At 41.9% G+C, this 14913-nt stretch carries 19 protein-coding genes and 1 pseudogene; 16 read left to right on the forward strand and 4 right to left on the reverse strand.

Annotated elements, in window-relative coordinates:
* Positions 1-55: 55 nt before the first annotated feature.
* Both Q0976_RS13840 and Q0976_RS13845 read left to right on the forward strand, forming a co-directional pair.
* The gene (locus Q0976_RS13840; RefSeq protein WP_299494426.1) at positions 56-1132 is read left to right on the forward strand and encodes an AI-2E family transporter; all 1077 of its coding nucleotides are present in this window, start codon (positions 56-58) and stop codon (positions 1130-1132) included.
* Between the two features lie 98 nt (positions 1133-1230).
* Positions 1231-1845, forward strand: a complete 615-nt coding sequence (locus Q0976_RS13845) for a LysE family transporter (RefSeq protein ID WP_299494427.1) — start codon at positions 1231-1233, stop codon at positions 1843-1845.
* Between the two features lie 80 nt (positions 1846-1925).
* Here Q0976_RS13845 and bcp read toward each other — a convergent pair whose 3' ends face one another.
* The 3 genes from bcp to Q0976_RS13860 form a co-directional block, all read right to left on the reverse strand.
* Positions 1926-2396, reverse strand: coding sequence for a thioredoxin-dependent thiol peroxidase (gene bcp / locus Q0976_RS13850; protein WP_299494428.1), 471 nt, complete (start codon positions 2394-2396; stop codon positions 1926-1928).
* The gene (locus Q0976_RS13855) at positions 2393-2956 is read right to left on the reverse strand and encodes an ACT domain-containing protein (protein WP_299494429.1); all 564 of its coding nucleotides are present in this window, start codon (positions 2954-2956) and stop codon (positions 2393-2395) included. Before Q0976_RS13855 ends, bcp begins: the two co-directional genes overlap by 4 nt.
* A gap of 170 nt (positions 2957-3126) precedes the next feature.
* Complete coding sequence (locus Q0976_RS13860; RefSeq protein WP_299494430.1) at positions 3127-3255, reverse strand: hypothetical protein; 129 nt, start codon at positions 3253-3255, stop codon at positions 3127-3129.
* Between the two features lie 111 nt (positions 3256-3366).
* Here Q0976_RS13860 and dapA point away from each other — a divergent pair, with 111 nt between their 5' ends.
* The 12 genes from dapA to Q0976_RS13920 all read left to right on the forward strand — a co-directional run bounded on the left by dapA (position 3367) and on the right by Q0976_RS13920 (position 13729).
* Positions 3367-4251, forward strand: coding sequence for a 4-hydroxy-tetrahydrodipicolinate synthase (gene dapA / locus Q0976_RS13865; protein WP_299494431.1), 885 nt, complete (start codon positions 3367-3369; stop codon positions 4249-4251).
* Between the two features lie 4 nt (positions 4252-4255).
* Positions 4256-5356, forward strand: coding sequence for an outer membrane protein assembly factor BamC (gene bamC / locus Q0976_RS13870; RefSeq protein WP_299494432.1), 1101 nt, complete (start codon positions 4256-4258; stop codon positions 5354-5356).
* Between the two features lie 208 nt (positions 5357-5564).
* Positions 5565-6425, forward strand: coding sequence for a PHP domain-containing protein (locus Q0976_RS13875; protein ID WP_299494433.1), 861 nt, complete (start codon positions 5565-5567; stop codon positions 6423-6425).
* The gene (locus Q0976_RS13880) at positions 6422-7042 is read left to right on the forward strand and encodes an L-threonylcarbamoyladenylate synthase (RefSeq protein ID WP_299494434.1); all 621 of its coding nucleotides are present in this window, start codon (positions 6422-6424) and stop codon (positions 7040-7042) included. The genes Q0976_RS13875 and Q0976_RS13880 overlap by 4 nt, the downstream gene beginning before the upstream one ends.
* Positions 7043-7269: 227 nt before the next feature.
* On the forward strand, positions 7270-8058 hold the full coding sequence (locus Q0976_RS13885) for a ScpA family protein (RefSeq protein WP_299494435.1): 789 nt from the start codon (positions 7270-7272) through the stop codon (positions 8056-8058).
* A complete protein-coding gene (gene scpB / locus Q0976_RS13890) occupies positions 8059-8667 on the forward strand; it encodes an SMC-Scp complex subunit ScpB (RefSeq protein ID WP_299494436.1) in 609 nt (202 codons plus the stop codon). It abuts the gene before it with no gap.
* The gene (gene rluB, locus Q0976_RS13895) at positions 8660-9526 is read left to right on the forward strand and encodes a 23S rRNA pseudouridine(2605) synthase RluB (RefSeq protein WP_299494437.1); all 867 of its coding nucleotides are present in this window, start codon (positions 8660-8662) and stop codon (positions 9524-9526) included. Before scpB ends, rluB begins: the two co-directional genes overlap by 8 nt.
* 877 nt (positions 9527-10403) lie before the next feature.
* Positions 10404-11225, forward strand: coding sequence for a hypothetical protein (locus tag Q0976_RS13900; RefSeq protein WP_299494438.1), 822 nt, complete (start codon positions 10404-10406; stop codon positions 11223-11225).
* Positions 11226-11328: 103 nt separating this feature from the next.
* Positions 11329-11721 carry a hypothetical protein gene (locus Q0976_RS13905; protein ID WP_299494439.1) on the forward strand — a complete coding sequence of 131 codons (393 nt, stop codon included), beginning with the start codon at positions 11329-11331 and terminating at the stop codon, positions 11719-11721.
* 384 nt (positions 11722-12105) lie between these two features.
* Positions 12106-12459 (forward strand): hypothetical protein, encoded by a 354-nt coding sequence (locus Q0976_RS13910; protein WP_299494440.1) that lies wholly within the window; start codon positions 12106-12108, stop codon positions 12457-12459.
* A gap of 334 nt (positions 12460-12793) precedes the next feature.
* Positions 12794-13255, forward strand: coding sequence for a hypothetical protein (locus Q0976_RS13915; RefSeq protein ID WP_299494441.1), 462 nt, complete (start codon positions 12794-12796; stop codon positions 13253-13255).
* A 93-nt stretch (positions 13256-13348) separates the two neighbouring features.
* Positions 13349-13729 (forward strand): VOC family protein, encoded by a 381-nt coding sequence (locus tag Q0976_RS13920; protein WP_299494442.1) that lies wholly within the window; start codon positions 13349-13351, stop codon positions 13727-13729.
* Positions 13730-13819: 90 nt separating this feature from the next.
* On the opposite strand, the gene Q0976_RS13925 is transcribed toward Q0976_RS13920, so the two are convergent.
* The gene (locus Q0976_RS13925) at positions 13820-13999 is read right to left on the reverse strand and encodes a DUF6435 family protein (RefSeq protein WP_299494443.1); all 180 of its coding nucleotides are present in this window, start codon (positions 13997-13999) and stop codon (positions 13820-13822) included.
* 156 nt (positions 14000-14155) lie between these two features.
* Between Q0976_RS13925 and Q0976_RS13930 the strand changes: the two genes are divergently transcribed.
* Together Q0976_RS13930 and Q0976_RS13935 are read left to right on the forward strand one after the other, a co-directional pair.
* Complete coding sequence (locus tag Q0976_RS13930) at positions 14156-14593, forward strand: GNAT family N-acetyltransferase (RefSeq protein ID WP_299494444.1); 438 nt, start codon at positions 14156-14158, stop codon at positions 14591-14593.
* A 134-nt stretch (positions 14594-14727) separates the two neighbouring features.
* Positions 14728-14913 (forward strand): annotated as a pseudogene (locus Q0976_RS13935) (transposase); the annotation flags it as partial.

Consider the following 14913-nt stretch of genomic DNA (forward strand, 5'->3'; position numbering starts at 1 on the left):
TCGGTTTGCTGTATTTTCACCTATTATTTGAGTGTAAATTCTTTTAGGAAGTAACATGTTTTCTATTCTTCGTCATTGGTATACCACGCGATTTAGCGATCCTCAAGCGGTCACATTAGTACTGATTTTACTGGGCGGGGCTTGTCTTTTGTACTTTGCCGCCGATATATTAGCCCCCTTGCTGGTTGCGCTTGTCTTGGCTTTTTTGTTGGAATGGCCTGTTGAAAAAATGGGGCAATTGGGCATTAAAAGAACGGCTGCCACCTCTATTGTATTACTGCTTTTTTTAGGTTTGTGTGTGTTGACGGTGTTTGGGTTAGTGCCCAGTATTTGGCGTCAGGGAGTGGCGTTAACCACAGATTTACCTTCAATGTTAGATCAAGGCCTTAAAACCGTACAAGGCTTCATTAATCAATATCCTCAGTGGATCAATACTGAGCAGCTTGACAGTATGATCCTTGAAATTAAAAAATTGTTAGATACCCAACATTTACTGAATTTTGGCAAGCATTTATTAGGCTACTCAGCTTCCGTATTAGTCCTTATGGTTTACGCTATTTTAGTGCCTTTATTGGTATTTTTCTTTTTGAAAGATAAGCAGAGTTTGATTCAAAGCAGCACGCGTTTTTTCCCTCAAAATAGAGAATTATCACAACGGGTCTGGCGTGAAATGCATCAGCAGATTTTAAATTATATTCGCGGAAAAGTGATTGAAATCGTGATAGTCGGCGTAGTGAGTTATGTGTTCTTTGCATTGATGGGGTTACGTTATTCTGCGTTATTGGGTGTACTAACAGGTTTGTCGGTGTTGATCCCTTATGTGGGGGCGACACTCGTGACGCTGCCTATTGCTTTAGTGGCGTTTTTTCAATGGGGAATTACACCTGAATTTGGTTATTTAATGTTAGGTTATGGCATTATTCAAGCCCTTGATGGCAACGTATTAGTGCCATTAGTGTTTTCGGATGCGGTGGATTTACATCCTGTTTTCATTATCGCCGCCGTACTGATTTTTGGTGGATTATGGGGGGTATGGGGCGTCTTTTTTGCGATACCGTTAGCCTCTTTAATTAAAGCCGTGGTGAATGCTTGGCCTGTGCCTGAGTCGTCAGGTTCACTTGATAGTCAATAGTTATTTGAAGTGAAATTCATAGTCTTATTTCACTTCAGAATATTGAAAAATGTCATGTAGCGAGTTGCCTTTAATGTCATTTTGGAGGAATAGAGCATATGGAAATGGCATTTCTGCAAGGTTTAGGGTTAGGCGGAAGCCTTGTTGTGGCCGTGGGGGCACAAAATGCCTTTATTTTAAAGCAAGGGTTAAGGCAATCTTATCCCTTGCTTATCGCAGTATTGTGTTCAGGAATAGATGGGATAATGATAGCCTTTGGTGTGTTAGGCTTTGGCCAAATTGTCGTTGCTTTTCCTGTCATTGTTAATGTTGCCCGTATTGGTGGCGCTGTTTTTTTGTTTGCCTATGGTGCACACGCACTGTATACGTCCTTTTTCCATAGTCGTCAATTATCGACTGATGTTAAACAAGTGGATTCACTGCCTCGTGTGTTATTACTGACGTTGGGCGTGAGTTTGTTAAACCCAAGCTTGTATTTAGATACTGTGTTATTGCTTGGCAGTATTAGTGTTCAGTTTCAAGGTATTGAGCGAATTTTATTTGCAATAGGGGCCATTGTGGCTTCATTAGGTTGGTTTTTCAGCCTAAGTTTTGGGGCTAAATATTTAAGTCCTGCTTTTAATCAACCACAAGCTTGGGTATATCTTGATAGAGCGATTTGTTTGATCATGTGGACCATTGCTGTGATTCTGATACTGCCTTATCTAACCTAAACGTATTGAAATCGTTCGTAAAAATGAAAGGTTTCAAGTGAACGCGAGGGTGAGCACTTGAAACCACTTTGGCACAGGTCTTATTGTGCTGCTAAATGAGCCAGCACGACATCATGATGATCTTTCGTTTTGAATTTATTAAACACATGACTGACTTTACCGTCTTGTCCAATTAAAAAGCTCAATCTGTGGATACCGTCATAGACTTTGCCCATAAATTTTTTCTCGCCCCATACGCCAAATGCATCGGCAATGGCGTGATCTTCATCACTTAGTAGCGAAAAGTTGAGTGCGTGTTTATCGGCAAATTTTCCCAATTTAGCCACAGGATCGGGACTTATTCCCAATACGGTGACATTTTTATCGTCTAAGGGGGATTGACTATCTCTTAAGCCACAGGCTTGTACTGTGCATCCAGGGGTCATGGCTTTGGGATAAAAGTAAACCAAAACGGGGCCTTTTTTTAAACAGGCATCCAATGATATGGCCTGTTGATTTTGATTAGTGAGAGTAAAGTTTGGGGCATTATCGCCTACTGTTAACGTATTCATGATGAAATGAGCTCCTGATTATCCTGTGCCGAAATATCTTGCATTTGTTGAATACTGCATGCAAGAGACAGTTCATGGGCAAGCTGGTTGATATCAATTTCGAGTTGATCGAGTGCGGTTGCCTCGGGGACATTGATACTTAAAAAAACATGTTGTATTGAGCCTGTGGTCTTATCGTCTTCTGAATAAGAGCGGACAGCGGCAAGATCAAGAGATTGATCCGCTAAAAATTGAGTGATTTTTTGCATGGTACCTCGTTGATCAACGCCATTAAATGTCACTTCTAAGCGAGCAGGGTAGTGAGGGGCTGTATGTTTTGAGGTGCGCTTCATAACAGTCATCATTTCAAGTGAGACGCTTAATTCGGGCAATTGGGCTTCCATTTGAGAAATCGCACTCCAAGAGCCTGACAGCATCATGATAAGGGTAAATTCATTCCCAAATAATGCCATTCGACTGTCGACAATATCACAGTCACAGTCGCTGGCTAATCGAGCAAATTTACTGACAATGCCTGGACGATCTGCACCCATTGATGTGACAACCAAGTGATTGGACATTCCAATTCCTCATTATTGATTAAAATAGTAGCCGCTTTGGGGCTTGCATTTATTTTCAGTGCTTAATGCTATCACAACTTATTCTTTTTGTGGCAAGCCGCTTTTATCCTAAAGACAATAAAGCGAAAGAGCCCTGTGGTATCAAGATAGTCATTTCGTTGTGGTTGATTTTACACCGTTGCCTTTGTTTTGAGAGAAGCCTTCTTAGTCATCAATGAATGGCTGTGTAAATATACCGCAACATGCTGTAAAAAACAGCGTAAAAAGACCGCCATTTGGCATAAAATGACGTCATTCATTTATCTGCCCTAATGAGAATTGCGGTTACTGGGTTGAGAGAGTAGACTAGGGCTTGTTTTTAAACCTTGTCATCAGTACCATAGCCAATCCTAAATCCTTGGGGAAGACACATGATAACCGGAAGCATTGTAGCCTTAATCACACCAATGAATAGTGATGGCTCAGTAGATTTTGTAAGCTTAGAACACCTCGTCGAATACCATATTGCCCAAGGGACTGATGCTATCGTGGCAGTAGGAACCACGGGAGAATCAGCGACCTTACCCACCTCAGAGCATATTAATGTTGTGGCTCAAGTGGTTAAATTTGCCGCAGGGCGTATTCCCATCATTGGTGGTAATGGTGCTAATTCTACAGCAGAAGCCATTGAATTAACGATTGGACAAGCCAAAGTGGGCGTAGCTGCAATGTTAGGTGTGACACCTTATTACAATAAGCCGTCACCAAAGGGATTAATCGCACATTTTAAAGCAATTGCCGCCAGTACTGATATTCCTCAAATTTTATATAATGTACCAGGGCGTACGGCCGTGGATATGTTGCCAGAAACCGTGGCAGAGTTAGTGAGCGTATCCAATATTATTGGTATTAAAGAAGCCACGGGTGATGTATCTCGCGTGGCGCGATTACGTGAACTCTGTGGGCCGGATTTTCTGCTTTACAGTGGCGATGATGACACGGGACGTGAATTTATTGAATTAGGCGGTAACGGTATTATTTCTGTTGCTAACAATATTGTGCCTAAACAATTTAAAGCCATGTGTGATGCACAATTGGCGGGTGATACGCAAAAAGCCAAAATCATTGAAACGCCTATGAAAGGGATATTTTCAGCGCTGTTTTGTGAAGCGAACCCTATTCCTGTCAAATGGGCAGCCCATCGCATGGGATTGATCTCTAATGGTAAAATTCGTCTTCCTTTGACGGAACTTTCTGATGAGAACCATGGTCTGTTATTAGATGAAATGAAAAATGCCCGAATAGAGGTTAATTAATATAATGCTAAAGCAAGTCACACCACTGATCCTTATTGTAGCTGTTTCAGCTTGCAGTACGTCCATGGAAAGAAGACAAGCCAATGGTGCTGAGAAATATGCCAATGCACAGGTGACGCCTGATCTGATTATTCCTGAAGGACTGCTAACGCCTAAATACAGTTTGGAATACGATATTCCAACCATAGGCAGTAAAGCAGATCCTAAACTCATTGGCCCTGCATTAGATATACGTCCACCTTTACAGGTTTTGCCAATGGCTGAGGGCACTCGTGTTGAAGAAGGCAATGATAATATTAAAGTCATTGTTGAAACCATTGGTATTGATGTCGATCTTAAACAAGAGCTGTTTGGCGATGTTAAAGAGTACTTATCAAAAGCGGGGATTAAGATCCTTAAAGAGGATTTTCAGGCCGGTACCATAGAAACGGATTGGATCACCACTAAAGAAGTGGTTGATTCAAGCATGTGGGGTGAAGATAAGGTCTTTGTTTTACGTCAGCGTTACTTATTTGATATCAATGTTAGCCCCCATGGGCGAACGGGAGACTTAACCATTAATTTGGCTGAGCATGAACAAAGTTACAATGGTGAATCTCAAGATATTTTGTTGACTGGGGATGACAAGCGTCGTTATACCATTGATATGCTCAATGAAGTGGTGAGTTATATTGGTGTTAAACGTGATCATGCTCTTAAAAACAAGCGCTTAGAAGAGAGCAAAGGCATTGAGGTGAGTTTCATTAATGATGGTGAAAAAAGCCCTTATTGGATAGCGAGTGCAAATTATCAACGCACTTGGGAGCGTTTAGGTATTGTCTTGCCTGAAATGGGCTTTGATATTACCGATACTGATCCTAATCTTGGTGTGTATTTTGTCAAAGTGGTGGATGATTCCGGCTTTTGGAGTTCCATTTGGAGTGACAGTGATATGGCAATCCCTGAAGGCGAATACCGGATCACTTTAAAGGATGTGTCTGGTGAGCCAAACAAAACGGCGATTTATTTAACAGACACAGACGATAAGCCAGTGTCAGATACTGTTGTTAAGCAAATGTCTTCAACCTTCACTGATTTAATGAACGAGAAACGCAAAGTACGATAAGCACATTGTTTATTATTGCTAAAATGCCAATCATTTTATTGATTGGCATTTTTTATGTCCGCGTTTTTTCATTCCCGCTGAATGATCCTCTATTTAACCTGATTTCAGGTTACTTAGATTGATATAAAGTGAATATTGAGCAGATTAATTGCCCCATAAACGTATTTAAATCCCCAAACGTCATAAAACTCACGTAGAATGCGCCTCCATGACAGATGAAATTATATTAACTGACTTACACAGTCATACGACAGCATCCGATGGACAATTAACCCCATCTGAATTAATTGAGCGGGCCATTGAAAAAGGCGTCAAGGTTTTTGCTATTACCGATCATGATACTACTGACGGATTGGCTGAGGCCCATGCTTATAATCAAGCCCATGAGACGCCGTTGACTTTGATTGATGGCGTTGAAATTTCAACCCGTTGGAATAGCTTCGACATTCATATTGTGGCGTTAAAAGTCGCTGTGGATCATCCTGCATTAGTGAGTTTTCTTGAAAACCAGCGCTCTTTGCGCAGCGAGCGCGCCAAGGAAATTGGTGAGCGTTTGCATAAAGCGGGTATTGAAGGTGCTTATGAAGGGGCGAAAGAATATGCCGGAGATGCCGCCATCAGTCGCGGACATTACGCTCGTTGGTTAGCCGAAAAAGGTTATGCAACCCACACTGCTAATGTTTTTAAACGTTATTTGGCTCGAGGTAAAACCGGTTATGTGCCCAATAACTGGGGAAGCATGGCTAATGCCATTGATGTGATTCATCAAGCAGGCGGAGTCGCTGTGCTTGCGCACCCAAATGGGTATAAGCTTTCGGCAAAATGGGTGAAACGTTTAGTGAGAGAATTTAAGGAAGCCGGTGGTGATGCCATGGAAGTGGTATTGGGGCAACAAACCATAGATGATCGTTCGCAGTTAATTGCGCTCAGTGTATTAAATAACCTATCTTGTTCATTGGGGAGTGATTTTCATTTTCCCAGTAGCTGGATAGAATTAGGCCGAAACTTGTTCCAGCCCCAAGGCGTTCATTGGGTGTGGCAATCAAAACGTTGGATGGAAGCTAAATGAGTCAATTTTTTTATGTACATGAAGATAACCCTCAAACACGATTAATTAATCAAACCATTAATGCATTAAAAAATGGCGGCGTTATTGTTTATCCAACGGATTCGGGGTATGCACTGGGGTGTTTAATTGGCGATAAAAATGCCATGAGCCGCATTGCAAAAATCAGGCAGATTGAAAATGATCATGACTTTTCTTTGATGTGCCGAGATCAATCAGAGTTATCCACCTATGCAAGAGTCGATAATCAAGCTTATCGTTTATTAAAACATCACACGCCAGGGGCCTATACCTTTATTTTTAAAGCCACCAAAGAGGTGCCTAAACGTTTACAGAGCCCAAAAAAGAAAACGATCGGTATAAGAGTCCCTGATAATGTGATTGCATTGGCGATACTTGAAGCTCTGGGCGAGCCATTGATGTCAACGAGTTTAATTTTGCCTGGGCAAGATTTTACCGAGTCGGATCCTGAGCACATTCGCGATTTGCTAGAACATCAAGTGGATGTGATTGTTCATGGTGGGTATTTAGGAGAAAAACCCACCACTGTGATTGATTTATCCGAAGGTGATATTGAGGTCTTACGTGAAGGGGCCGGTGATGTGGCGCCTTTTCTTTAATTGTGATGCGGTTACAGGTATAATCGCGCACTTTGTGCAAGCAGGCTTGTTGAGTTGGATGAATAGACACAGACTTTTATTTGCATTAATTGGATCCCTCGTGCATGTTTAAAGTGGGTATACGTGGATAATGGTCCGTTTAATTGGGTCTTCCCGTGTACGCTATGTGTTATCAACCCTGTGGATATTAATAGAAATATATCGATTAAAATGAAGAGGATAAACGGATGGAAGGGCATCAAGAACTAATTCCCTTAGCCGTGATCCAGGGGGAGCCAATGAAGGCTTTCCCAAAAGATCTTTTTATTCCTCCAGAAGCCTTGGAAGTGTTTTTAGAGTCTTTTGAAGGCCCATTGGATTTATTGCTTTATTTGATCCGTAAGCAAAAACTGGATGTGGTGGATTTACCTATCCATGCCATTACGCAGCAATATCTAGAATATGTGGCTTTTTTACAAGGCAGTAAGGTTGAGTTAGCCGCCGATTATTTGGTGATGGCAGCTACATTGGCAGAAATTAAATCGCGCCTCTTATTGCCCAAGCCTGAGCTGGGAATGGAGGAAGAAGAGGATCCTCGATTACAGCTCATCAAGCAGCTAAAAGCTTACGAGGTGATTAAAGACGCGCAAATGCAACTGGATAATTTGCCGCGCTTAGAGCGAGATTTTTTTCAGGCAAAGGCCACACCCAGTGACAGTATTCAGCCTGAGTTATTGCCGCCTGAAGTGTCGTTAACGGATTTGGCCAGCGCCTTTGCACGTATTCTCAAGCGAGTTGAAGCGCATGTCCATCATCATGTTGAACGAGAAGTGTTGTCGACTCGTGAACGCATGAGTCAAATTTTGGCGCGGTTAAAAGGGCAAGGCTATGTCCCTTTTGAGGCATTATTTGAACTGAAAGAAGGCCGCAGCGGGGTGGTCGTGAGCTTTTTAGCCCTAATGGAACTCATTAAGGAATTGCTGGTGGAATTGATCCAAACCGATCCTTTTTCAAACATACATGTAAAGGCGTATTAATTGTCAGACATCAGTGCAGAAAAGCTTAAACAGCTTATTGAAGCCAGTTTGTTTGTATTGGCAAAACCCATGACGGTGAGTGCGTTAAAATCAGGGGTGTTAGCTAATTTAACGGTATCGCGGGCTGAAATTGAAGCGGCGATTGAACAATTGCAACAAGATTACCAAGGTAGAGGCGTACAATTAGTCAAAGTGGCGGGGGGCTATCGTTTTCAAACATTAACGGCACTCAGTCCATTGTTACAGCCGCTTTGGCAAGAAAAGTCGCCGAAATATTCCCGTGCAACTTTAGAAACATTAGCGGTAGTGGCTTATCGTCAGCCGGTGACTCGGGGTGATATTGAACGGGTCAGAGGCGTGGCGGTCAGTAGCCAGATCATTAAAACGTTACAAGACAGAAATTGGATTAAAACCGTGGGACATAAGGAAGTGGCTGGCAGGCCGGCTTTATATGCCACTACACCCGATTTCTTGGGGTATTTTGGCTTAGAGAGCCTAACAGCATTACCGCTGTTAACGGATCCTGAGTCATTAGCGGGCCTATTTTCCAGCGAGGAAGTAGTGCCAGAACATTTAGAAGAAAAAATAGAAGAGTCTACTAATGAGTGAAAAATTGCAGAAAGTCTTGGCCCGTGCAGGCCATGGCTCCCGTCGTGAGATGGAGGCATGGATTGCTGCAGGTCGAGTTAGTATTGACGGTGAAATTGCGAAATTAGGCGATCGCGTCGAATCCGATGTGAAAGTGCGCATTGATGGCCGTGCGGTGTCGATTAAATCACAAGAAGAAGTGGTGTGCCGTGTTATTGCTTATCATAAACCGGAAGGTGAGATCTGTAGCCGTAAAGATCCAGAAGGCAGGCCGACGGTATTTGATCGTTTGCCGCGCACCAAAGATTCACGTTGGGTGGCGGTGGGGCGATTAGACATTAATACCTCAGGTTTATTGTTATTTACCTCAGACGGTGAATTGGCAAACCGTTTAATGCACCCTTCTAATGAAGTGGAGCGTGAGTATGCGGTGCGCACTTTTGGTGAAGTGACCGATGCCTGTATTCAGCGCCTGCGTAAAGGAGTGACATTAGAAGATGGCCCTGCCAGCTTTGATAAAGTCAAACCTGCGGGTGGCGAAGGCATGAACAAGTGGTGGCATGTGTCGCTTGCCGAAGGCCGTAATCGTGAAGTGCGCCGTTTGTGGGAATCTCAAGAAGTGCAGGTGAGCCGCTTGATCCGTATTCGTTACGGTGACATTGAGCTGCCGAAATCATTGCCGCGAGGTGGCTGGATTGAACTGCCTATTGAGCAAGTCAATTACTTACGTCAAACTGCAGGCATGGACCCAGAGACCCGCAGTATTTTGGGCACTGACAAGCACAGTGTGGCTCGTAATAAAGTGCGCGGCGCGAAAATTCGCCGTGCAGTGCGTAAGCATAAAGCCATTGCAGGTAAACCTGCACGCCAACGCAGTTGATACAAAATCAATAGAATTGATTTTGTATGATCGAACCGAAAGACCACATTAAGTGGTCTTTTTTATGAGGTTTATTTTTTCACGATTATTTATATTGATTTTCTCTCAAGTATTTTGCAAGTAAACTCAATGATAACGTCATTCAGCTTGTGTAGTCTTGGATCTTTCATTGAAAATCATCGTTATATTCGAGTTTATTGCCTACCGCAGGCTGTTGTGCAGATACTCCTGCTAGACATTGTGAAGCCATCTGATCTGCATGGATAGCAGGGAATGCCTTAAATTGTCGGGAACATTTTTGGCCATGAGTGCTCTGCGACTTCAAATGACATCCTTGTCTAACAGCCAGCCAAATATCCATATTTGTCGCTCATAGCAGCCATTTTATGGCTTTCGCCTTGAAGTCAAAGGCCACAAATGCATCTACACGGCGTGTAAAGAGAAAAAGCAAAAATCACAAGCTAAAGAAAAGTGTTTCTTCGAGTTGGTGTGTTGATATGGCTGAATATAACACTAGAACAGTATTGTGCGCGCTTTGCATGTTGAGTGTATCAATATATAACGAATAACATCATATGATTACAGTGTGACTATTAATAACTCATTAGAATGACTCATAGTAAAAGTGCGCATGCGCATTTATTCAAATAAGATATAAAATATTTAGCGACTTTTCAATTAATTAAGTGAGCCACAGTCGTCAATAATATGTCTTCTATGGATTACCATGCGCGCTTTGTATGTAATGAATATGTTGTTTATTGGTAACTAAATCAGTGGTTAACCGTTTGGTTTGATGGTAACCTATTGATCATTAATAAAAGAAAAACGCGCATGCGTACTATACAAAGGTTAGGGCAATCACAAGGAATCAGCAATGAGTGATGAAATCGAAGATGTAGAAGAGAGTAAGCTCCCGGAAAGCGGAAAAGTATCAAAAGTAACTCGTGGTGCATTGTCGGCTGTCGGTGGGGCTGTACCCTTCGCGGGTGGTATTTTTTCAGCAATTGTAGGTGCTTGGTCTGAACATGAGCAGGATAAGGTAAATCGTTTCTTCGAGCATTGGGTTCGAATGCTTGAAGACGAGCTAAAGGAGAAGGAAGAAACCATTATCGAAATAATGGGAAGACTCAACCTTCAAGATCAAGCTATTTCAGAACGAGTAGAAAGCCGTTCTTACCAATCACTCGTAAAGAAAACATTTAGGGAGTGGTCTTGCGCTGAAAGTGAAGAAAAACGCGAATACATACGCAATATCCTCGCCAATGCAGCTAGCTGCCAGATTTCTAGTGACGATGTGGTTCGAATGTTTATCGACTGGATTAATATCTATTCAGAAATGCACTTTCAAGTTATTGGTGCAATCTATAACAGTGATGGAATCACTAGAGGCCAAATCTGGAGAAAAATTGGTAAGGGGCAAGTCCGCGAGGATTCGGCAGATGCAGATCTATATAAACTTCTGTTCAGGGATCTAAGCACCGGTAGCATCATTCGTCAGTATAAAGAGCGAGATTATATGGGTAATGTAATATCCAAAACTCCGCAAAGGCGACCTAAAGGTAGTGGCCCTAAGCCACCAGTGTCAGCCTTTGATGAAAATGAAGGCTATGAGCTTACAGCGCTAGGTCAGCAGTTCATACATTACGCAATGACTGATCTGCCAATGAGAATCGAGTTTAATGCCTCGCCAGAATAAAAGCCCTAACAAAGCCAGCCAGAGGGACCAAAAAACCGGCGCTTCGCTCTGGTTTTTCGGCCCCTGCTGGCGGCGTTAAATATCAATCCAAGAGGAAGCATCGATGGAAGAAAAAGAAAAGAAGAAAGGGATGTTCGCTAAAATCGAATCACGCGAAGATGCTCTTAAAACAATTAAAGACTGCGCAATGGGATTTTTTGTTGTTGCAGCCATTCAGGCCGGCCTCGGTTATTTCATAGCACCAAGCCTAATCATAGACGCAGTTCTCTACGCAGTATTAGCTGGCGTTATGTTCAAATGGAATTCACGCGTTGCGGCAGTGTTTCTATTGGTAATCGCATGTTTTGCTGCCTATATGACGATTCTTAATCGCTTAGGTATGGCAGCAGAAGGCGGTAACAATATATTTTTGGCTGCTATTATTCTTTGGGCTGCCATACGTTCAGTCGAGGCAACATTCAAGGTTAATGGCAAGTATGCTGAAGAAAACATTTAACAAGCAAAGGCAGCAACGCCCTACGGGCTGGACGCGCTAACGCGCGCCGCTGCTTTGGGCGTTAAATGTATTTATTGAAGTATGAAGAAGAAAGTTAAATTCTCTATCACAGCAGTTTTAGTGTTTATCTTTCTAGTTGGAGGCACTCTACTTTGGTGGCGGCTATGGATGTATCAAGGATTTATCGGCCCAGTACCGTTTTTACACTGGATTACTGAATCAGATGGTGAGTTCTCGTACGATCTCACGGAATACGAAATGTTTGCGCATTTATTATTGCTAGTTATTGCAATGTGCAGCGTCAAACATTTAACAAATTTAGGCAGGCGACGCGCATAAAGCCGCACGCTCCTGCTAAAGGCGTTATGTTTATAAAGGATTAAAATGAGCGATAAAGTTTTTACTAAGGATTTACAGGGTATTATTACTCATGGCTTCGACTCAATTGATCCCAATGAGAAAGTTGAAATTAACCTAAAAGACTTGATGTATGTATACACTACGCTTCAAGAATATATGCGTTTTTTCCACCAGCCTTCACACTACCAAACATTAGATGATATAGAAGATTTTCTAGGCTCAGTAAATGACCAAGCTGGATTTAAAATACTACATGCAGCAGTTTATGAAAAAATGAGGGGAATGTTCCCTGAACATATTAGTGAGAAATTTGGTGAAGGCATTTTTGATTCAGATGAGCTACCTTTCTATTTCGATGAAAATAGGCGAAAAACATAACAATACGCTTAAATTCGTTCCGGCCCAAAAGACGGCCTCCATTGGACTGCCTTCGGCAGCCGTTTAGCTAAAGCGTTAATTTGAATACCCAGAATTAAGGTGATGATCCTTAAAAAGAGCGCGTTGGAACTCGTAAACACTGCTGCATTTTTTTCTTGTTCTCTTGTTAGTAAAGGGGTTGTTTGTTGTTGAAGAGAGTTGATTGATAATGATTGTACAACAATGGGTTAGCAGTGTACTCTAGCTTAATGATTTGTTTTAAAAAACTGTTTTAAAACATTGGCAGTTTGGACGATTATCCTGCTGCTGTTGAATAAGCTGTTAAACTCATACAATGAAAAAGATCATCATACTAATAATGTTATTTGCAGTGGTGTCATGTGCGAATAACGACTTTAAAATAGGGCAGCGATTTTCAGAGGATAGCCCAGAGTTCTATTTGTCAATTGCCCCTTCATTTTCGCAGCCTTACGAATATGAGTTAAGTGGTGAAAGCTTGGTGGTGCGGGAATACAGCGGCCTTGGCGGCTACGACTGGGGGAAGAGCATTGAAGTATCTAGAGCACAGGTGACACGAGAGCAAAGTGAAAAAATTAGAGAGTTGTCAGTTTCTGCAATAAAAGAAGCACTTCTTGAAGAACAGTCTGGAATCGATGTTGTAGTAATGGATGGCGTTTCTTGGTATTTGCTATCAGATTATGGGTTTGGCTCTTTTTTATCTGCTAAAACAAATAATCCATCTAAATTATTTTACGATCTACAAGAGTACCTAAATGAAATTCTGCCACATGAATAGGCCAAAGATTAACAAGCGCATGTTGTCGGACTGTTTTTCCGCTGCGCTTCAAACCAGCCGCAAAGAGCGGCGTTAGGTACACAAGGAGTTTTGGTGAATTTAAATCAAATTACATTACCCGTTCATGATATGAGTGAATGCACTAAGTTTTATCGTAACCTTGGTTTTACGCAAATAGTCGATACGCCACACTATGCTCGCTTTGAGTGCCCAGAGGGAGACTCTACGTTTTCATTATCTCTAGAAAACGCTGATTTTAAGAGTCACACGGTTATTTATTTCGAACACGAAGAGTTAGATCATTGGGTTAATCAATTAAAACTTAAAGGTATTCAATTCGATCAGGAACCAACGGATGAGAGGTATTTATGGCGAGAAGCTGTTTTACATGATCCGTCTGGTAATAAAATTAAGCTTTATTGGGCAGGTGAAAATCGTCTTAATCCACCTTGGCGTGTCGAAATACGTACTTAACAGCAGTGTTCAAGTCGGACTCGTAACAGCTTGCTCGGTTCCGCTTCGCTTCATATTTCAGCAAGACATTATTCGTTCTTTAGTGAGGTGTTATGTTTTTGAAGAAGCTTCTAGTGCTAGAATTTTGCTTTTTATTGCTTCAGCTTCGGCAGTTATCATTGCGTAGGATCTGATATCGCCGTTGCGCTGGGCATGCATAGCTTGTTCAAGTTTACTGGCATAAAGTTTGTCCAACTTTTTAATGGGATCTTTCTTAAATATCGAAAACATATTCATCAACCTTTAGTTTAATAGCTAAAGTATATACGTTGTGTAGCGTGTTTCGGTTTAAAAAATAATTAACATTAATTAGGACATATATGATGTCCATGCTGGGGTTGGAGTACTGCCTTGCCCCGTGGGTGGCGTTAGGTTATAGAGGGGAATATGGAAGTAAATTTACGTGCTGCAAGGGAAGAAGACGTTCAGTTTCTACTGGATTTGAGAATGATGACGATGGGAGCTTACCTTGAGAATGCAGGTGTCCCATGCACTGAAGAGGAAAATTTGTTTCGAATTAGATACCACTTCGAAGATGCTCAAATAATCGAGATAGGAAATAAAAAGGCAGGCTTATTTAAAACGAGCTACCTAGCAGACAAAAAGCAGTGGTATCTTTTTCAGATCCAAGTACATCCAGAGTTTCAAAATTTAAAAATTGGAAGTGACTTGATTAACAAATTGATATACAGAGCGAAGCAGCAAGATGAGAGTGTAGGGCTGAGCGTGTTAAAGAGTAATCCGGCCTTTAATCTTTATAGAAAACTCGGGTTCAAAGTAGTTGAAGAAAATGAGCATGAGTTTGAATTATTGTTAGAAGCTTAGTACATGGGCCCCCATGTCTGACAAAGCAAAAGATTAACTTAGACGAGGATTAACTTAGACACCCATGATTATTTGCCTAGTTTGCGATTGTAAATTAGGCTTTGAATAGTTGAACAGTCACTGGTGGGTATGTTATGCCAATACCAAGAAAAGCCATTGTTAGTATCGAGGACACTCCTTATTATCACTGTATATCGCGCTGCGTCAGGCGAGCCTTTTTATGTGGTGTTGATGACTATACAGGGCAGTCTTATGAGCATCGACGGGGTTGGGTTGAAGAGCGAATCCTTGAGCTTGGGCAGGTATTTGCTATTGATATT

This window comes from uncultured Shewanella sp. (genome assembly GCF_947501665.1).
In the GTDB taxonomy this organism is placed as follows: Bacteria; Pseudomonadota; Gammaproteobacteria; order Enterobacterales; family Shewanellaceae; genus Shewanella.